Raw genomic sequence first — 17,597 nt, 5'->3', positions numbered from 1 at the left:
ATCGAGAAGATCGCCTCCTTTGGCCTGCAGCTAAAGTGACTTAGTTGCGGTTGTTACCAGCCTTGTGGTTCTCCGAGGTGGACGAGCCATCTTCGTTGAAGTTGCCTTGGGTGGTGGAGGTCATGTTGGTGATGGTGCCATTGGCAGAGCGGATCAGGCCGAGCGCCTCGCAAGTTGGGAACTCGCCTTCCAGGACCAGACGTGCGCGACCGTTGGCACCGTTCCAGTTGGTACCGTCGATACCGAAGGCCTTGGCTACTTCGGTTACGGTGTACACACCGGTTTCGTGCGCTTTCAGGGCAGTCTTCCCACTCGAGTCGGTCAGGTAGGTGCTGCCAGTCGCCGGATAACGCTTACCGTTCTGGTCGAACAGTACCCCGCGCACCTTGCCGTCCCGACCATCGTCGCTGGTGTTGGTCAGACGAATGAAGAATTGGTCGGAAACATTGGAGCCAGGCAGATTGAACAGACTGGCGACGCAACTGTTCTTCCAGAACTCGTCGAGACGGTTGCCTGCAATGGTACGGTCGACATAGCGTACGTTCTCGAAGTCGACCTTCAGATCACCCATGTCGAAACGTTGCAGCGCCTGCATCGGCACGGTGCCGGAAGCCTTCACGCAGACGTTGTAGGTCTGGTTGATATTCGAGTTGTCGAACGATACCGGCAAAGTACCGTTGCCCTGCGCATCCACTACACCTTCGATGGCGGCAGAATTCCAGAGCTTGGCGGCAGACCCCGGATTGGCGGCAAAGGCGGAGCAGTTCCCGGTGGTCAGGCCGATGTCGCTGATCCCGTTGAAGTTACCCGACAGGGTGCTGGTCACCTTGTCGCCACCGGCGAAACCAAACACGGTTCGACCCGCCTCGTTGAGCACATCCGTATTGATGCCGAGCCGTACGGCGCCCAGACGCGCATAGTTGGCACCATAATAATCGGTGTTATCGCCACCGACGGACACCGAGGTATCGAAGGAGCGATCCTGATTGTTCAGGTTCAACGGATGCAGGACGCGATTCTGCCCATACTGGTTGGTGTTGAGAACGTCCCAGTAAACCGCGGGCAGCGAAGTGAAAATGGTCAGGGGCGGTGCAGAGTCGTTATTCGCAGGGTTGCCGGCATCGGCGCCAGTGGTGGTATCGAACTGTGCGGAAACCGTGACCTGGAAACGCAATTCGTTCAACGGGTCGTTCTGCAGGCTCACTTTCGGATTCCAGGATCCAGCCACGAAGGTGGCATCGCCCTGAAGCGGAGCGCGCATGTTGGTGACCTTGGCAGGCTGGCTGTCCTGGCTGCTCGGCTCGCGGAAGTTGAAGAACACCACGTTGCCGCCGGTCGCGGTCTGCTTGATCATGTCGGCACCCGCCTGGTCGAGGCGCAGCTCAAGCGTGTTGTCGGTGGCGCCAGTGCCGCTGGTGATGACGAAGCCGCTACCCGCAGCCAGGGCGCCGATCTTGATCTGGTTGGCGGTCACGGCCTTGGCGAAGCGCACGACGGTACGACCAAGGGTCAGCTTGATGGTGTGGCCCGCAGCGGCATTTCCAGCCTTCACTGGATCGATGGTGTAGGTAACGCTGGGTAGGTCAAAGGTAGTTTCTTCGGACTTGTTGCCGAAAATCTCCTGAGCCAGGGTGATGTTGGCCGCCTTGCTGTCGAGGTTGGCACCATTTTCCACACTCTTGCCGACGACATAGTTGGCCTGTCCTGGTCCGTACTGCTCGGTTGCACCAGGCGAGTTCGCCTCCAGAGTGGGGCTTGTGGCAATAGCAACCACTCCGGCAGCGTTCGCGACTCCAGCAAACAGTGCCGAAGCTACAGCGGCGCTGAGTAGTGTTCTTTTGAGCATGAGAAAATAACTCCTTGAAGCGTTTATATTGAGCATTCCAGTCAAGTGTCCATCTTTGGACGACACGCTAATGATCATGTGTCGGTAATCAACCAACACATCGACAGGCCTGACACCATGAATACTTCCAATCATTCCGGTGACACCGATCGAATTGACGCCCAGCCACTACCTGAAGTGGCCACACAGGCACCAACGGATGGCTTTATATAATTGCCAAAGCACCTCAGCAATAGCAAAAAGTGCGTTTTCACCTCTTCCTATTTAATAAATGAATTTTCCTACGGAAGAAGGTAAAAACAAAAACCGTAAAATAGAGAAAATTCTTAAGAATATCCAAGCGATCACGGACAAACGCTTCTAAAAACTGGCTTATACCCAGAAGTAAAAGGCTACTTCTGAGCATTTAGAAAGAAGATTCGCAATAGATTTTTATGGATGGATACGGCCCGGAAAGTTCCAGGCCTATCGGGGACCACGAGGAGAGTCGTCTAGATGAGTGTTGCAGGTGACCGACCTCATTCCATACGGCAGGCGCCCGGTCTATCGGAGCAGGCCAGTGTCTTGCTCAGCATGGCGCGCAGCTTTTCCGTCACTTCCCTGGCATCGGCATCACTTTCCAGCACGTAAGGCTGGATCAACATGATGACTTCTTCACGGGTCTTCATGGCTTTCTGGCGTCCGAAGAGGAAACCGATCCCGGGAATGTCCTTCAGGAGAGGCACGCCAGCGTTGGAGTCCGTTATGTTGTCCCGAATCAGCCCCCCCATCAGCACCGACCCACCGCTTTTCAACGTAAGCGATGTTTCCAGCGACGTCCTGGAAATCTCCGGAGCGCTGATTCCTCCGCCACTGGCCTTGCCACCGCCGCCGGAAGAACCGCCACTGTCGCTCAACTCCTGGCTGACCGTAAGATCGACCCGACTATCCGAGTAGACTACGGGGGCGACATTCAAAATTGTGCCGGTAGAGCGGTAGGCAATTTCATTGCGCAGGTTGGTGCTTCCAGCAGTGGTGCTGTCGTCGTTGACCTGAGCCGTTGGGATAGGAATATCCCGACCGACATTGATGTTGGCCTGCTCGCCGCTCTTGACCAAGATACGGGGAGTGGCGAGTACCCGGACTCGTTGATTGTCCGCCATTGCCTGGATGGCTGCGGTATTGCCTCCGGCGGTGTTGATGACGTAGTTGAAGCCTCCTTTCCCGACGCTGCCCTTGCTTCCGGTCGAGGTCGCGCTATTGAAACTGCCGTTGAGCATCTCCCACTCCACGCCCAACTCCTGGGTGTCGCTGAGACTTACGCTGGCCACCGTCACCTCGATCAATACCTGGCGGGCCGGCTTGTCCATTTCCCGGAGCAAGCCCTGCATCTGCTGCCAGGTACGCGCCGCTCCTCGGAACAAGATGGCGTTTCGATTCTCGTCCTCTACTATGGTGCCGCTGCCGCTGATACCGGCCGCCAAGCCACCGAGCAAACCGTTAGCACTGTCGCCCCCCACCAACGCGGCGGCACCTGCGGCTTGCAGCAAGGGAGCGACCGCCGGTGCCGCGCCATCTTCTCCAGCGCGCCTGCCACCGCCAGATCGCTTGGAAGCGCTGCTTTGCAGTCCGGAGGTGATCCCGTAGGCACCCTCCCCAGCGAACCCCGATACCAATGCCCGCAACGACTTGGCCAGTTCGGTGACACGGGTATTGCGAGCTTCGTAGAAGAACAGCCCTTCCTTCTCCTCGCCGATACCTGCGGCAACCGCCATCGGAGCCCTGTCGACCTGCTGCGCCCACTCGCGCACCAAGTCGAGAAGCTGGCCATCGTTGGCGAAGACGATGAGGCCATTGGAACTTTCCAGCGGTACCAGCATTATGCTGCCGACCGCTTCGCCGATACCGACGCTGTAGCCTTGCGCCGCAATCACGCTCTTGAGTTGACTGGCCATGTCGGCAGCACTGACGAAGGCCGGGTCGATACGCAGGCTGTGACGTCCACGCATGAAAGGTTGATCGAGAAGGCGGACGGCTTCGGTGGCCTGGCTGACGATGGAAGACATGCCCTTGAGCATCAAGCCACTCCGCGCACCATCGGCCATCACGCTCAGGCCGGATTTTTCGTAGGCACTGTTCAACCAGGGAATCACATCCTTGGGGTCGACGCTGTGCAATGCCACGAATTGAAATACCGGCCGATAGGCAATCGGCACACTAGGCCGTGCTTCGCCACTGATGAGAATGGGCGGCTCGTCCGGGCTGAGCCCTACCTGCTTGATCTGGAAGCGATAGATATCGCCTTGGTGGAGTATCTCCACGCCGTAGTTGACGAGCACCTGGCGCGCGACTTCGTAGACCATCTGTGCAGTCTGCGGCTGTTCCAAACGAACGGTCACGCGATCAGTCTTTTCCTTCAGAGCGCTTTCGATCTCAAACGGCAAACCGAGGATGTTGCCGAATACCTCGTTGATGAATGCGGCAAGCTGTACGTCCTCCACGTTCAGACTGATGTCAGCCTTCTTGTCGTCGAGGATCGCCTTGTCCATTCGATCGACTACACCGCCTACGATCGACCGAGGCGATGTGGGCGTGCCACTGAACTCCGTCTTCGGAACAGCCAACGATGCCGGAGCTTTCTTTCCGTCGTCGCTCACCAGGGCTACGTCCTTGGTTGCCTTGGCTTTTTCCGACTTCGCGAGCAATGGTTCGGGAAACTGCAATGGGGAAGTACTGCAACCTGCCAATAGGGCCAGACAGACGACAATGGACAACGGGTGGCGCAAGAAGGCAAAGCTCGGCCTATGGCAAGGGTGCATACAGTTTCCTTTCAAAACCCTGGGTGTTCCCGTCCTGCGAGAACGAGAAGCGGATTCCTTGTTCAGTGATGCTCTCCAGACGCTCGCCGCCAGGCAGAGTGGCGCCCGCCGCAAAACGCCGCAGAGGCCCCTCGGCGCTTTTGGCAACAAGGGCGAAGATGCCGCCTTCATCGCGGACAATGCCGCGTAGCAGCCAATCGACCTTGATTAGCGCCACTCCATCCACGCCCACCGAAACCCGCTTCGATTCAGCTTCGCGCTCCTCGTCCACGGTTCTCCCCCACCACGACATTCCAGCCAACTTGCCGGCAACCGTCGTATCAACCGCAACGGACGGAACTTCCACCAGAACCCACTTCCGGGCTTCAGGAGTGGGCAAGGCGGAAAGATCGGCACTCGGAGCAAAGACAAGTCCGGCAAAGATGGAAGCGACCAGAAGCAGAAGATTCCAGCGAGCAAAGGCATGAGGCGTCATTGGGTTTGCAAATGGCAGGATGGAAAGCGATGAGTTGAAGATGCGGGAAGTGTGGCATTTATAGAAAATTGAAAATCCTGAGTTAGAAGTAAGAAAACTCCCAACTTACAAGTCGTAAAACCCAATCATTTCGAGACTCCATCGCCAGGCATGCAAGGTCCCAACCATTACGGCAGGCGGCCCGGGATGGATAGGCAAGCGGTGCGGTCGGGACAGAGGCGAAAAAAAGCCCGGCGCAAGCGCCGGGCCAAGCCAATCGGACAAGCGTTCCGAGGGATAGAACACAGGAGCGGGTATCTCGGAACGAGCCGATTCTGCATGTCTGGACAAATCCCCCGCTGCCGGGCGAGGCTGATGACCGAGTAGGAATCTTCCTCGCCTGGAGCCGGCCCTTTCCTTTCGCCATTTCTCCGCCTCGCCGCGCGACGCCGGGATGACGCGACGCGGTCCAAGGGGCATGATCCACCCATCCGCCACCGGCTTTGCTTCCCGACCCAAGGAGTCCGCGATGTCGTCCGCCCAACTGCTGACCGCGCAACAACTGGCCGCCCGCCTCAGCGAACCCGACCTGCTGGTCCTCGACTGCCGTTTCGCCCTCGAAGACCCGTCCTACGGTGCCCGCGTCTATCAGGAGAACCACATTCCCGGCGCGCATTTTGCCGACCTCGAACGGGATCTTTCCGCTCCCGTGCGCAAGGGCGTGACCGGTCGCCATCCGCTGCCGGATCCCGCCGAGCTAGCGCTCAAGCTACAAGCCTGGGGCCTGCGCCAGGATAGCCAGGTGGTGCTCTACGACGACGGCCCCGGCGCATTCGCCGCCCGCGCCTGGTGGCTGTTGCATTGGCTGGGCAAGCGCGATGGGGTCTACCTCCTCGATGGCGGCCTGGCGGCCTGGAAGGCTGCGGGGCTGGCACTGACCAATGGCGAAAGCAGTCTTCGACCCGGCGATTTCCAGGGCCAGCCCGATGCCTCGCTGTTGATCGACGCCGCCACCCTCCAGGCCCAACTGGGCCAACCCGGACTGGCGCTGCTCGATGCTCGCGCGCAGCCGCGCTTCCGTGGCGAAGTCGAGCCCATAGATCCGGTCGCCGGACACATTCCCGGTGCCCAGTGCGCCGCCTTCACCGACAACCTCGGCAGCGACGGCCGCTTCCTTCCGCCGGAACAATTGCACCAGCGGTTCTCCGCCCTGCTGCGCGGTCGCCCGGTGGACGAGCTGGTCGCCTACTGCGGCTCCGGCGTCACCGCCTGCCACAACCTGTTCGCCCTGAGCCTCGCCGGCTTCCCGCTTCCGCGCCTCTACGCCGGCTCGTGGAGCGAGTGGATCACCGACCCGCGCCGCCCGGTCGCCACCGGCGACTGACGCCATACGCTCGGACGCGGCTTACGCCGCGTCGGGCAGCTTCCTGAAGTAGTCGAGCAACTCCTTCTGCAACGCCTCGTTGCGGAACAGCCCGAAATGCCCGACCGCCCCCTCGGCCCGTCCCTTGCGACGTAACTCCAGGTGCGCCGCGGCATAGACCAGGTGAAGCTTTTCCGCCGCAGCCCAGGGCACGTAGTCGTCGTCCTCGAACAGGAAGCTGGCGACGGGGATGTCCAGCGCCTCGTAACCCTGCCGCTGCAATCCGAAGCGCGGTGCCAGGAGGTAGTCCGGCTGCCGCACCCAGCGCGCCCAGTCGCGCATGAAATGACTCGGCATATCCAGGCTGCCGAGGCCGAAGAAACGACTGGGAAAGCGTCGGAGCAGTCCGGTCAGTAGCGGCACCGCCACGCAGAACAGGCCGAACATCTGCCAGCGTTGCCTGCCTCGCCAGCGCCTCCAGTACGGAAACGAACCGGCGACGAACGCGGCGCCGCTCAATCCGCTGGCCTGTCCAGCCAGACCGAGCAACTGCGCGCCGATGCTGTGACCGACGAAATAGCGCGGTAGCTCCGGCGCGCGCGCTCGGCACCAGGCCAGCGCCGCATCGATGTCCTCGCGTCCCCAGTCGGCCAGGCGATAGCTAGCCACGGCAGGGTCGTCGCCTTCGCTGCCGCGGTAGCTGAACAACAGCACCTCGTAGCCGGAAGCCGCGGCCAGGACGGCGAAGCGCTGGTAGAAGGCGCGCCTGACGCCGAGCGCGCAGGCCACCACGATGCTCCCCTGCGCATCGCCGACGGCCGGGAAGTGGTCGCCGGCCAGGCGCACGCCGTCACGGCAGGCGATCTCCACTGCGGTACTCATTCGCGCTCTCCTTTGCCGTGCGGGTTCGAGCAGCCGGGACGGACGCAATGCTCGACGGATCGCCAGGCGTGCTAGCATGAACATACCGACGGTATGTAAGAAGGCAACAGTATGAATGTCAAGAGCAGGCAGCAGGAAAATGCCGAGGCGACCCGCGAGGCACTGCTGGAAAGCGCCCTCTCCGCCTTCATCGAACATGGCTACGGCGGCGTCTCCATCGACGCCATCGCCCGCGAGGCGCGCGTGACCAAGGGCGCGTTCTACCACCACTTCGGCAGCAAGCAGGAACTGCTCGCCGAATGCTACGAACGCCAGGTACGGACGATCGCCGAGGACCTGGACAGGGTGCCGGCGCATGTCGACAAGTGGGCGGAGGCCGCCGCGCTGGCCGAGGCCTTCATCGACAGCGTGATGGCGCGCGGCAAGCGGCAACTGTCGCTGCAGGAGGTGATCACGGTCGTCGGCTGGGAGCGATGGAAACGCATCGACTCGCGCCATACGCTGCGCTACGTCGGGCGCCTGGTGGACGAACTGGCGGCCAGTGGCGAACTCAAGGACTACCGCCGGGAAACCCTGGTCGGCCAGCTCTACGGCTTCCTTACCCAGGCCGCGATGAGTCTTCGCGATGCACGCAACAAGCGGCAAGCGGCCAATGAAGTGAAAGCCATCCTCCGCGACTTCCTCTACAGCCTGCGCAGGGGCTGAGTATGCCGCCCAGCACAAGCGAAGCAAGGACGCGCCGGTTTAATTTCCAGCGGGCATATCAGCCGTTCTCTAAAGCTGGAAACAATTTAAAAACAGTCCTTTACAGCTGACTTGTTTCACTACACTTCAAATCAAGCGGCTAAGTCCGCTATCGGCGGGGCCATCGGAATAGAAGCTGCCAAACTGCCCGGCCCCGCCGATCCACCTTGCGCGAGGCCGTCATGGGTATTTCCGCCAACGATCTTTGCCAGCACGTGATACGCCCGACCCTGGACTACCTGTCCTGCCACAGCCCCGCCGCCGAAGCGCTGCTGCTGGGCGCGGCGGCCTGCCAGTCGGCGCTGGGGAGCGCCCTCGACGACCGCCGTGGCCACGGCCTGTACCGGATCGCCAGCGAACGCCACCAGCAGCTCTGGGACCAGTACCTGGCGCTGGACCCGGAGCGCGCCAGCCGGGTCCGCGGCCTGGCCAGCCAGCATGCCTTCCTTGCCGCGCCGCACCTGGAACTGACGGTGAACCTGCGCTACAGCACGGCCATCGCCTGGTCGCTGGTGGAAGCCGCGCGACTGCCGCTGCCCGACCAGCACGATCACCTCGCCCAGGCTCGCGTGTGGCGCCAGGTATTCCAGCCGCACGGTCGCCTGCACGAGTTCATCGACGCCTGGCAACGCTGCATCGGCAGCCTCAGCCAGGTCGCCTGACGGCGAATGGAAAAATCCCGCGTCCGAAACAGACCAACCGGTCAGAAAATTTTTTACATACAGACACGAACGGTTGCGCTACCTTCGCTTCACTGGCACCGGAGCCAACCGCTCTGTTCCGCACCCTGCGGAACTTCGGAACACTGGCGCCGGTCTGGGAATCTTGGTAGTTTGCGCGCCGTTATACACAGGAGTTGCTCCAACAATGAAAACAATATGGTTTAAAACCTCTCTCGCACTGACCATTAGCGCTGTCTCCACCTACACCCTCGCCAACGGCATCGCCATCAACGAACAGAGCGCCAGCGGCGCCGGCACCGCCTACGCCGGCCGCGCCTCGTCCGCGCTCGATGCCAGCACCATCTACGGCAACCCGGCCGGCCTGTCCAAGCTGAAACGCACCGAAGTCAGCGGCGGTCTGGCCATCGTCAAGGCCAAGGACGACATCAGCCAGGCCCACAGCACCGCCCAGGGCAGCAACAAGGGCGACTCGGTACCGCTGGCCGCCGTACCGTTCGGCTACTTCTCCACGCCGATCAACGAAGATTTCACTTTCGGCCTGGGCATCTACGTGCCCTACGGCATCATCAACGATTACGAAAACGGCTTCATGGGCAGCTCCCACGGCTCCTATAGCAAGGTGCAGGTGATCACCGTGCAGCCGACCATCGCCTGGAAGATCAACGACAAGGTTTCCGTCGGCTTCGGTCCGACCTTCAACCGCATCGACGGCCAGTTGAAGAACACCCTGGCCACCAATGGCCTGCTCGGCAGCAACGGCGATACCAAGATCAACATCAAGGGCGACGACACCGCCATCGGCTACAACGTCGGCGTGATGGTCGACCTGACCGACGACACCACCTGGGGCCTGACCTACCACTCCAAGGTCAAGTACCACCTGGGCGGCAACACCGAAGTGAAGAACGCTCCGGGTGCCCTGGGCCTGAACGGCAAGTACGACGCCAAGCTGGACATCACCCTGCCGGAATCGGTGGATACCTCCATCACCCACAAGTTCGACGACAAGTGGACGGGCTACCTGGGCGCCGTCTGGACCCGCTGGAGCCGCCTGGAGAAGATCGAAGTGCGCAACAGCGGCGTACCGGCGCTCGGCCAGGCCCTGGGCTTCAACACCATCGGCGAAGACCTGAACTGGCGCGACACCTGGTCCTTCTCGGTAGGTACCTCCTACCAGGCCACCCCGGAGTGGGTGCTGCGTACCGGCTTTGCCTACGAGCCCTCGCCGACCACCAACGAGGACCGCAACGTGCGCATCCCGGTGGGCGACCGCAAGGTCTTCACCGTCGGTGCCGGCTGGTCGCCGAACCAGGACCTGACCGTCGACGTGGCCTACGCCTACCTGTGGGAAACCACCGCCGGCGTCAACCAGGAAGGCAGCGCCCTGCAGCCGGCCTACAGCGCCAAGTACGACAACAGCGCGCATGGCCTGACCGCCCAGGTCACCTATCGTTTCTGATCGCACGCGCCAACGAAAAAGCCGGGCATTGCCCGGCTTTTTCATGCCTGGCCGACCCTCAGGGCTGGCTGGCGATGGCCTTCTCGATGGCAGCCTGGAGCTGCGGATCGTCCGGGGTGGTCTTGCTGGAGAACTGCGCGACCACCCTGCCCTGGCGATCCACCACGTACTTGTAGAAATTCCAGCGCGGCGCCTGGCCGCTCTGCTCGGCCAACTGGCGGAACAGCGGGATCGCCTCGTCGCCGCGCACGTGCTGCGGCTGGGTCATGGCGAAGGTCACGCCGTAGTTGCCATAGCAGATCTTCGCGGTCTCGGCGGTATCCGCGGCTTCCTGCTTGAAGTCGTCGGAAGGTACCCCGAGCACTTCCAGGCCCTGCCCCTTGTAACGCTGGTAGAGCGCCTCGAGCCCCTTGAACTGCGGGGTGAAGCCACAGTGGCTGGCAGTGTTGACCACCACCAGCGGCTTGCCGGCGTAACGCTGGCAAAGATCGATGCTTTCCTTGGAACGCAGCTTGGTCAACTGGCCCTGCAACAGTTCCGGGCAATCGGCGGCCCAGCCGCTCAGCGGCAGCCCGGCGAGCGCCAGGACGGACAACAGCACGCGAGGTTTCATGGAATGGCTCCTTGGCGACGAATGTCCCAGCTTACCCTTCCCCGCGCCTATCGCCACCTATCAGCATGCGCCCATGCCCAGTTCCAGCAGCGCCAGTCCGCCACGCTGCCAGCCCCACCAGGCGAGTCCCAGCAGCGCCCCGGCGGCGAGCAGCCAGGCCAGCTTCACGCCGCGCCTCCGGCCACCTGCAGGCGCGCCACCGGACGCTCGCGCACCGGCCAGTTGAGCAGCGCCGCGAGCAGGCTTAGCAGGATCGACAACTGCCAGACCAGGTCGTAGCTGCCGGTGTGGTCGTAGACCACCCCGCCCAACCAGCCGCCGAGGAAGGCGCCCAACTGGTGGAAGAGGAACACGATGCCGCCGAGCATCGACAGGTTGCGCACGCCGAACAGGGTCGCCACGGTGCCGTTGGTCAGGGGCACCGTGGACAGCCACAGCAGCCCCATGGCCACGCCGAAGGCGTAGGCGCTGTAGACGCTCAGCGGCAGCCAGAGAAACAGCACGATCACTACCCCGCGCACCAGGTACAGCGCGGTCAGCAGGCGCGGCTTCGACCAGCGCCCGCCGAGCCAGCCGGCGATGTAGGTGCCGAACACGTTGAACAGCCCGACCAGCGCCAGCACCGTGGTGCCGACCTGCGCCGGCAGGTGCTGGTCGACCAGGTAGGCCGGCAGGTGTACGCCGATGAACACCACCTGGAAGCCGCAGACGAAGAAGCCCAGCGCCAGCAGCCAGAACCCGGAATGCGCGCAGGCCTCGCGCAGCGCTTCGCCGAGGCTCTGTTCGTGGCCCTGCGGCGGCAACGGGCGATCCTTCATCAGCCCGGCCAGCGGCACGATCAGCGCCACCAGCAGGCCCAGGGCGAGCAGGGCCGAGGACCAGCCCAGCCAGCCGATCAGGCCGAGGGTACCGGGCAGCATGGCGAACTGGCCGAAGGAGCCGGCCGCGCTGGAGATACCCATCGCCATGCTGCGCTGCTCCGCCGGCACTGCGCGGCCGACGGCGCCGAGGATCACCGAGAACGAGGTGCCGGAAAGGCCCAGGCCGATCAGCAGGCCGGCGCTCAGCGACAGCCCACTGGCCGACTGCGAGAGTCCCATCAGGACCAGGCCGAGGGCGTACAGCAGGCCCCCCACCAGCACCGCCCGCGCCGCGCCGTAGCGGTCGGCGAGCGCCCCGGTGAACGGCTGGGCCAGGCCCCAGACCAGGTTCTGCAAGGCGATGGCGAAGGCGAAGACTTCGCGGCCCCAGCCGAAGTCGGCGCTCATCGGCGCGAGGAACAGGCCGAAGCCATGTCGCACGCCGAGGGACAGGGCGAGGATCAGGGCTCCGGACAGCAGGATCCAGAAGGCGGCACGCGGCATGGGTCGCTCCATCTACGGGTATATACCCGCTTTATCGTGAACGAAGCGCCTCGGCGAGAGGCTTCGTCGGTTGTCAGTCCAGTCGCTCCAGTTCCGCCAGCAACGCCGCCAAGGCGCCGCTGCGCTCCTCGCCAAGGCGCCCGGCGAGACGCCGCTGCGCGTCTTCCCAGGCCGGCGTTCCGCGCTCCAGGGCATCCAGCCCGGCAGGCGTCAGCTCGACCAGGCGGTTGCGCTGGTCCTCGCCACCGGTCAGGCGCAGCAGGCCGTCGCCTTCCAGCACCCGCAGGTTGCGACCGAGGGTGCTGCGGTCGAGTCCCATGGCTTCGGCGAGTTCGGAAATGCTCGGCCGGTCCAGGCGCCGCAGGTGCCGCAGCAGGGAAAACTGCGCCACCTTGAGGCCGGTATCGGCCAGCGCCTCGTCGTAGAAGCGGGAAACGCTGCGGGCGGCGCGACGCAGTTTGGTACAGAGGCATTGGGTCGGTAGCATGGATGCGTGTATATACCCGTACCTCTCGTCGGTCAAGCGGATTGTCCGAACTGCCAACGCCGTCTGTTGCCCCTGCCAAGGCCGGACGCCGGGCGCTGGCCTATAACTCGCGCTGTCAGCGGCGACCGGGAGCACCCGGCGCCCTCCATCCATCGCCGAGGTAGCCATGCCCGTTTACAAAGCCCCGCTGCGCGACACGCGCTTCCTGCTCAACGAAGTCTTCGATTTCCCCGAGCATTACCGCAACCTGGTCAACGGAGCCGAAGCCACGCCGGACATGGTCGATGCGATCCTCGGCGAATGCGCGAAGCTCTGCGAGGAAGTGATCGCCCCGCTCTACCACAGCGGCGACGAGGAAGGCTGCCACCTGGAGAACGGCGAAGTACGGACGCCGAAGGGCTACAAGGAAGCCTACGAGGCCTATGTCGCCGGCGGCTGGCAGGGCCTCTCGCACCCGGTGGAGTACGGTGGTCAGGGCCTGCCGATGAGCCTCGGCGCGCTCAAGCAGGAGATGATGGGCACAGCCAACTGGCCGTTCTCCATGTATCCCGGCCTCTCCCTCGGCGCGATGAACACCCTGATGCAGCACGGCACCGAGGAACAGAAGCAGACCTACCTGGTTCCGCTCACCGAGGGCCGCTGGGGCGGCACCATGTGCCTCACCGAGCCGCAGTGCGGCACCGATCTCGGCCAGGTGAAGACCCGCGCCGAGGCCAACCCCGACGGTAGCTACGCCATCAGCGGGACGAAGATATTCATCTCTTCCGGCGAACACGACCTGACCGAGAACATCGTCCACATCGTCCTCGCCCGCCTGCCGGACGCACCGAAGGGCACCCGCGGCATTTCCCTGTTCATCGTGCCCAAGTTCCTTCCCGGCGAAGGCGGCGCGCTCGGCCCGCGCAACGGCGTGAGTTGCGGCGCGCTGGAGAAGAAGATGGGGATCAAGGCCTCGGCCACCTGCGTGATGAACTTCGACGGCGCCACCGGCTTCCTCATCGGACCGCCGAACAAGGGTCTGGAATGCATGTTCACCTTCATGAACAGCGCCCGCATCGGCACCGCCATCCAGGGCGTGGCCACCGCCGAGCTGGCCTACCAGGGCGCCCTCGCCTACGCCCGCGAACGCCGCTCCATGCGCGCGCTCTCCGGGACCAAGGAACCCGACCAGGTCGCCGACAGCCTGATGCACCACGGTGACGTGCGGCGCATGCTGCTGACCCAGAAAGCCATCGCCGAAGGCGGCCGGGCGCTGGTCTACCTGGCCACCCAGTACGCCGACCGGATGATCCAGGGCATCCTCAGCAAGGACGACGCCGAATACGAACGCTGGGACGACAAGCTCGGCTTCCTCACGCCGATCCTCAAGGGCTGCCTGACCGAACTCGGCCTGGAAAGCGCTAACCTCGGCATGCAGGTGTTCGGCGGCCACGGCTATATCCGCGAACACGGCATGGAGCAGATCGTCCGCGACGCGCGGATCGCCACCCTCTACGAAGGCACCACCGGCATCCAGGCCCTCGACCTGCTCGGCCGCAAGGTCCTGCTGATGACCCAGGGCAAGGCCGTGCGCGACTTCACCAGGGATGTGGCCCGGTTCGCCGTCGACCTGCTGAAGAACGAGCCGCGCATGCGCGGCCGCGCCCTGGTGCTGCTCAAGCTCTGCGCCCAATGGAACCTGCTGACCCTGCGCATTGCCCTCACCGCGCGCAAGCAACGCGATCTGGTGAGCACCGCCAGCCACGACTATCTGATGTTCTCCGGCTACGCCACGCTGGCCTATTCCTGGGCCCTCCAGGAAGCCGCTGCGCGCCGGCGACTGCGCCAGGGCGGCAGCGAGTCGGCGGACTTCTACAAGGCCAAGATCGCCACCAGCGAGTTCTACTTCGCCCGCCTGCTTCCGCGCGCCAAGGGCCACGCGGCGGCGATGGCGAAGCCGACCGGTTCGATCATGGACCTGAAGAGCGAGCACTTCGCCTTCGACTGAGGCGACCACCCGCAGCGCGCCAGCGGAGCCTCAGTCTCCGCTGGCGCCAGCCGCCGTCAGCAACAACGCACGGACGTCGTCGAGCATCGAGTCCCACTCGTCCTGGCCAATGTCCATCAGGCGGAAGTAGCGCAACATGAAGGCGCCCTCCACCGCCAGGAACGCCAGGCGCGCACGGCGCCCCTCGGGTGCGGACAGGTCCAGGCCTTCCAACCGGCTGCGATACCACTGGTTGCTGCCCTCCAGGTGCTCGGGCGTCTGGATCAGCGCCGCCATCAGCGCCGCCGCCTTGCTGCTGGACAACTCGTCCGAACGCTGGGTCGCCTCGGCATGCGCGCGAACCCGCGTCAGCGGCGTCGGCTGCTTCCCCGCCACCGCTTCGAACAGGCTGTCGTAGGCCTTGCCCCAGCGCTCGAAGATCGCGTCGATCAGCGCGTCCTTGGTACCGAAGCAGTACTGCACGCCGCCCTTGGTGATGCCCATTTCCTTCGCCACCGCATCGATGGTCAGGCCGGCCGCGCCCTCGCGGGCGATCACCGCCTCGGCGGCATCGAGCAACTGGTCGCGGTCGATCGTTCGTCGGCGTCCCATGGCTACCTCTTGAGTTTAAATCCATACGTATGTATTTATATTTTCACGCGTCCGCCCGTGGCGCGCAATTCCCGTTATCCACGGCGAGCGAAGAACCGTTCGCCACAGAGGTTATCCCATGTTCCGGCAGAACCGCTGGCTGGTCCTGGCCATCGTCTCCAGCGCCCTGTTCCTCATCATCATCGACATGACCGTGCTCTACACGGCCCTGCCGCGCCTGACCCACGACCTCGGCGCGACGGCCACGGAGAAGCTCTGGATCGTCAACGCCTATCCGCTGGTGGTCGCCGGCCTGCTGCCCGGCGCCGGTTTGCTCAGCGACCGCCTTGGCCACAAGCGGCTGTTCCTCGCCGGCCTGCCGTTGTTCGGCCTGGCCTCGCTGTGCGCCGCCTTCGCCCCCACCGCCACGGCGCTGATCGCCGCCCGCGCCGGCTTGGCGGTGGGCGCGGCGCTGATGATGCCGGCGACCCTGTCGATCGTCCGCCATGTCTTCCAGGACGAACGCGAACGCGCCCTGGCCATCGGCATCTGGGCCTCCGTCGCCTCTGCCGGCGCGGCGCTGGGGCCGGTGGTCGGCGGCGTGCTGCTGGAGTTCTTCTGGTGGGGCTCGGTGTTCCTCATCAACGTCCCGGTGGTGGCCATCGCCCTGTTGCTGGCGCTGCCGGCCATCCCCGCCTGCGGCGGCCAGTCGCGGCGACCATGGGACGCCCTCGGCTCGCTGCAGGTGATGTTCGGCCTGGTCGGGGTGGTCTATGCGATCAAGGAACTCAGTGCGCGCGCCCCGGACTTCGGGCTGGCCGTCCTGGCCGCGCTCGGCGGCATGCTCTGCCTGTACCTGTTCGTCCGCCGCCAGCGCCGCGCCCGCGAACCGATGATCGACTTCGCGCTGTTCCGCAACCGGCGCTTCGCCCGCGGCGTCGCGGTGGCCCTGGTGGCGACCATGGCGCTGGTCGGCATGGAACTGGTGTTCAGCCAGCACCTGCAACTGGTGCAGGGCCTGACGCCGCTGAAGGCCGGCCTGTTCGTCCTGCCGATCCCGCTGGCCTCGCTGGTGGTCGGGCCGCTGGCCGGCTGGCTGGTGCCGCGCTGGGGCGAGAACCGGGTGATGTGCGCCTCCCTGCTGCTCGGCAGCGCCGGATTGCTCGGCCTGGCCCTGTCCTACCAGTCCGCCACCGGAGCGCAACTGGCCAGCCTGGTGCTGCTCGGCGTCGGCTTCGGCGGCGCGATGACCGCCGCCTCCACCGCGGTGATGCTCAACGTGGACGAACAGAGTTCCGGAATGGCGGCCGCCATCGAAGACGTGTCCTACGAACTGGGCGGGGTGATCGGCGTGACCCTGCTCGGCAGCCTGATGAGTTTAGTCTACGGGATGTCGCTGAGGCTGCCCTCGGCCGAGCTGCCGGCGCGGGTCCGCGACAGCCTCGACGACGCCCTGTTGGTCGCCGAGGGCCTGGCGCCGGAGGTCGCGTCGCGGCTCGTCGAGCTTGCCCGGCAGGCTTTCGACCAGGCCTTCGTCGCCGTGCTGCTGGCCGCCGCCGCGCTGCTCTTCCTCAGCGCCATGGCGGTCCTGCGCCAGCCGCGTCCGGCTACAGAGCCAGCGCCACCAGCACCGCACACTCGGTAAGTTCGACCAACGCGCCGGCGGTGTCCCCGGTGGTGCCGCCGAGGCGCGCGAGGAAACGGCTGCGCAGCCAGGCGAAGAGCATCAGCGTCACCAGCAACGCCAGCAGGCCGGCCAGGCCGAACGCCAGGGCCAGGCCGAAACTCACCCCCAGCACCCACGGCAGGCTGCGCGCCGGCAGGTGCTCGGCGATGGCCTGGCCGAGGCCGCCGGGGCGCGCGTAGGGCGTGGTCAGGAACAGCAGCGGCAGGCTGCTGCGCGCCAGCCACGGAGCCAGCGGCAACAACCCGGCCTCGCCCTGGCCGAGCAGCGCCGCCAGGGCGGAGAACTTCAACAACAGGACCAGTACCAGGACCACCACCGCCACCGGGCCGCTGCGCGGGTCCTTCATGATCGCCAAGGTCCGCTCGCGGTCGCCCAGCCCGCCGATCCAGGCGTCCGCCATGTCGGCCAGGCCGTCTAGGTGCAGCGCGCCGCTCAGCGCTACCCACAGGCTCAGCAGCAAGGCTGCCTGCAACAGCGGCGGCGTACCGTCGAGCGACCGCGCCGCGGCGTACAGCACGACGCCGATCAGCACGCCGACCAGTGGATAGCAGAGCACCGCGCGGCCGAACTGTTCCGGCGTCGGCATCGCCGACAGGCGCACCGGCAGGCGGGTGAGGAACTGCAAGGCGACCAGCAGTGAGCGCAAGGCTTCGCGCATGG

Annotated in this window: 15 protein-coding genes; 6 read left to right on the top strand and 9 right to left on the bottom strand. The window is 64.4% G+C overall.

The annotated features are described in order from the left end of the window. Positions 1 to 40: 40 nt before the first annotated feature. The 3 genes from HMPREF2914_RS15585 to HMPREF2914_RS15575 form a co-directional block, all read right to left on the bottom strand. Complete coding sequence (locus tag HMPREF2914_RS15585) at positions 41 to 1,846, bottom strand: hypothetical protein (protein WP_023092058.1); 1,806 nt, start codon at positions 1,844 to 1,846, stop codon at positions 41 to 43. A 518-nt stretch (positions 1,847 to 2,364) separates the two neighbouring features. Beyond that, on the bottom strand, positions 2,365 to 4,644 hold the full coding sequence (locus HMPREF2914_RS15580) for a type II secretion system protein GspD (protein WP_031277949.1): 2,280 nt from the start codon (positions 4,642 to 4,644) through the stop codon (positions 2,365 to 2,367). Continuing rightward, a complete protein-coding gene (locus HMPREF2914_RS15575; protein ID WP_023980797.1) occupies positions 4,628 to 5,119 on the bottom strand; it encodes a hypothetical protein in 492 nt (163 codons plus the stop codon). The genes HMPREF2914_RS15580 and HMPREF2914_RS15575 overlap by 17 nt, the downstream gene beginning before the upstream one ends. 508 nt (positions 5,120 to 5,627) lie before the next feature. Between HMPREF2914_RS15575 and HMPREF2914_RS15570 the strand changes: the two genes are divergently transcribed. Then, positions 5,628 to 6,482 (top strand): sulfurtransferase, encoded by an 855-nt coding sequence (locus HMPREF2914_RS15570; RefSeq protein ID WP_003109274.1) that lies wholly within the window; start codon positions 5,628 to 5,630, stop codon positions 6,480 to 6,482. 21 nt (positions 6,483 to 6,503) lie between these two features. Here HMPREF2914_RS15570 and HMPREF2914_RS15565 read toward each other — a convergent pair whose 3' ends face one another. Beyond that, positions 6,504 to 7,343, bottom strand: a complete 840-nt coding sequence (locus HMPREF2914_RS15565) for an alpha/beta hydrolase family protein (protein WP_019484325.1) — start codon at positions 7,341 to 7,343, stop codon at positions 6,504 to 6,506. A 111-nt stretch (positions 7,344 to 7,454) separates the two neighbouring features. Here HMPREF2914_RS15565 and HMPREF2914_RS15560 point away from each other — a divergent pair, with 111 nt between their 5' ends. From HMPREF2914_RS15560 to HMPREF2914_RS15550, 3 genes are all read left to right on the top strand, one after another. Continuing rightward, positions 7,455 to 8,048, top strand: a complete 594-nt coding sequence (locus tag HMPREF2914_RS15560) for a TetR family transcriptional regulator (protein WP_023092061.1) — start codon at positions 7,455 to 7,457, stop codon at positions 8,046 to 8,048. Positions 8,049 to 8,269: 221 nt separating this feature from the next. Further along, positions 8,270 to 8,749, top strand: a complete 480-nt coding sequence (locus HMPREF2914_RS15555) for a hypothetical protein (protein ID WP_003082640.1) — start codon at positions 8,270 to 8,272, stop codon at positions 8,747 to 8,749. Between the two features lie 205 nt (positions 8,750 to 8,954). Then, a complete protein-coding gene (locus HMPREF2914_RS15550) occupies positions 8,955 to 10,229 on the top strand; it encodes an outer membrane protein transport protein (protein WP_003133490.1) in 1,275 nt (424 codons plus the stop codon). A 58-nt stretch (positions 10,230 to 10,287) separates the two neighbouring features. Here the strand turns inward: HMPREF2914_RS15550 and HMPREF2914_RS15545 are convergent, their stop codons facing one another. The 3 genes from HMPREF2914_RS15545 to HMPREF2914_RS15535 form a co-directional block, all read right to left on the bottom strand. Beyond that, on the bottom strand, positions 10,288 to 10,842 hold the full coding sequence (locus HMPREF2914_RS15545) for a glutathione peroxidase (protein WP_003082631.1): 555 nt from the start codon (positions 10,840 to 10,842) through the stop codon (positions 10,288 to 10,290). Positions 10,843 to 11,006: 164 nt separating this feature from the next. After that, the gene (locus HMPREF2914_RS15540) at positions 11,007 to 12,206 is read right to left on the bottom strand and encodes an MFS transporter (RefSeq protein ID WP_023092062.1); all 1,200 of its coding nucleotides are present in this window, start codon (positions 12,204 to 12,206) and stop codon (positions 11,007 to 11,009) included. 73 nt (positions 12,207 to 12,279) lie between these two features. Then, positions 12,280 to 12,729 (bottom strand): MarR family winged helix-turn-helix transcriptional regulator, encoded by a 450-nt coding sequence (locus HMPREF2914_RS15535; protein ID WP_010895547.1) that lies wholly within the window; start codon positions 12,727 to 12,729, stop codon positions 12,280 to 12,282. Between the two features lie 130 nt (positions 12,730 to 12,859). On the opposite strand from HMPREF2914_RS15535, the gene HMPREF2914_RS15530 reads away from it, so the two are divergent. Then, the gene (locus tag HMPREF2914_RS15530; protein ID WP_023092063.1) at positions 12,860 to 14,680 is read left to right on the top strand and encodes an acyl-CoA dehydrogenase C-terminal domain-containing protein; all 1,821 of its coding nucleotides are present in this window, start codon (positions 12,860 to 12,862) and stop codon (positions 14,678 to 14,680) included. Positions 14,681 to 14,710: 30 nt separating this feature from the next. On the opposite strand, the gene HMPREF2914_RS15525 is transcribed toward HMPREF2914_RS15530, so the two are convergent. Next, entirely contained in the window at positions 14,711 to 15,271 is a 561-nt protein-coding gene (locus HMPREF2914_RS15525) for a TetR/AcrR family transcriptional regulator (RefSeq protein WP_003109279.1), read from the bottom strand. A gap of 118 nt (positions 15,272 to 15,389) precedes the next feature. Between HMPREF2914_RS15525 and HMPREF2914_RS15520 the strand changes: the two genes are divergently transcribed. Beyond that, the gene (locus HMPREF2914_RS15520; protein WP_023092064.1) at positions 15,390 to 16,895 is read left to right on the top strand and encodes an MFS transporter; all 1,506 of its coding nucleotides are present in this window, start codon (positions 15,390 to 15,392) and stop codon (positions 16,893 to 16,895) included. Here HMPREF2914_RS15520 and HMPREF2914_RS15515 read toward each other — a convergent pair. Next, positions 16,858 to 17,595 (bottom strand): adenosylcobinamide-GDP ribazoletransferase, encoded by a 738-nt coding sequence (locus HMPREF2914_RS15515; protein ID WP_003082605.1) that lies wholly within the window; start codon positions 17,593 to 17,595, stop codon positions 16,858 to 16,860. The genes HMPREF2914_RS15520 and HMPREF2914_RS15515 overlap by 38 nt on opposite strands. Between the last annotated feature and the right edge of the window lie 2 nt (positions 17,596 to 17,597).

The sequence above is a fragment of the Pseudomonas sp. HMSC067G02 genome, from assembly GCF_001813485.1.
GTDB lineage: Bacteria > Pseudomonadota > Gammaproteobacteria > Pseudomonadales > Pseudomonadaceae > Pseudomonas > Pseudomonas aeruginosa.
Note: the sequence above shows the minus strand (reverse complement) of the source record. Positions and strands in the feature narration are given on the sequence as shown.

Excerpts from the sequence above, each read along its gene's own strand:
- HMPREF2914_RS15515 (WP_003082605.1), bottom strand. The coding sequence starts at position 17,595 with ATGCGCGAAGCCTTGCGCTCACTGCTGGTCGCCTTGCAGTTCCTCACC.
- HMPREF2914_RS15525 (WP_003109279.1), bottom strand. The coding sequence starts at position 15,271 with ATGGGACGCCGACGAACGATCGACCGCGACCAGTTGCTCGATGCCGCC.
- HMPREF2914_RS15585 (WP_023092058.1), bottom strand. The coding sequence starts at position 1,846 with ATGCTCAAAAGAACACTACTCAGCGCCGCTGTAGCTTCGGCACTGTTT.
- HMPREF2914_RS15530 (WP_023092063.1), top strand. The coding sequence starts at position 12,860 with ATGCCCGTTTACAAAGCCCCGCTGCGCGACACGCGCTTCCTGCTCAAC.
- HMPREF2914_RS15520 (WP_023092064.1), top strand. The coding sequence starts at position 15,390 with ATGTTCCGGCAGAACCGCTGGCTGGTCCTGGCCATCGTCTCCAGCGCC.
- HMPREF2914_RS15575 (WP_023980797.1), bottom strand. The coding sequence starts at position 5,119 with ATGACGCCTCATGCCTTTGCTCGCTGGAATCTTCTGCTTCTGGTCGCT.
- HMPREF2914_RS15545 (WP_003082631.1), bottom strand. The coding sequence starts at position 10,842 with ATGAAACCTCGCGTGCTGTTGTCCGTCCTGGCGCTCGCCGGGCTGCCG.
- HMPREF2914_RS15570 (WP_003109274.1), top strand. The coding sequence starts at position 5,628 with ATGTCGTCCGCCCAACTGCTGACCGCGCAACAACTGGCCGCCCGCCTC.
- HMPREF2914_RS15565 (WP_019484325.1), bottom strand. The coding sequence starts at position 7,343 with ATGAGTACCGCAGTGGAGATCGCCTGCCGTGACGGCGTGCGCCTGGCC.
- HMPREF2914_RS15555 (WP_003082640.1), top strand. The coding sequence starts at position 8,270 with ATGGGTATTTCCGCCAACGATCTTTGCCAGCACGTGATACGCCCGACC.
- HMPREF2914_RS15550 (WP_003133490.1), top strand. The coding sequence starts at position 8,955 with ATGAAAACAATATGGTTTAAAACCTCTCTCGCACTGACCATTAGCGCT.
- HMPREF2914_RS15540 (WP_023092062.1), bottom strand. The coding sequence starts at position 12,206 with ATGCCGCGTGCCGCCTTCTGGATCCTGCTGTCCGGAGCCCTGATCCTC.
- HMPREF2914_RS15560 (WP_023092061.1), top strand. The coding sequence starts at position 7,455 with ATGAATGTCAAGAGCAGGCAGCAGGAAAATGCCGAGGCGACCCGCGAG.
- HMPREF2914_RS15580 (WP_031277949.1), bottom strand. The coding sequence starts at position 4,644 with ATGCACCCTTGCCATAGGCCGAGCTTTGCCTTCTTGCGCCACCCGTTG.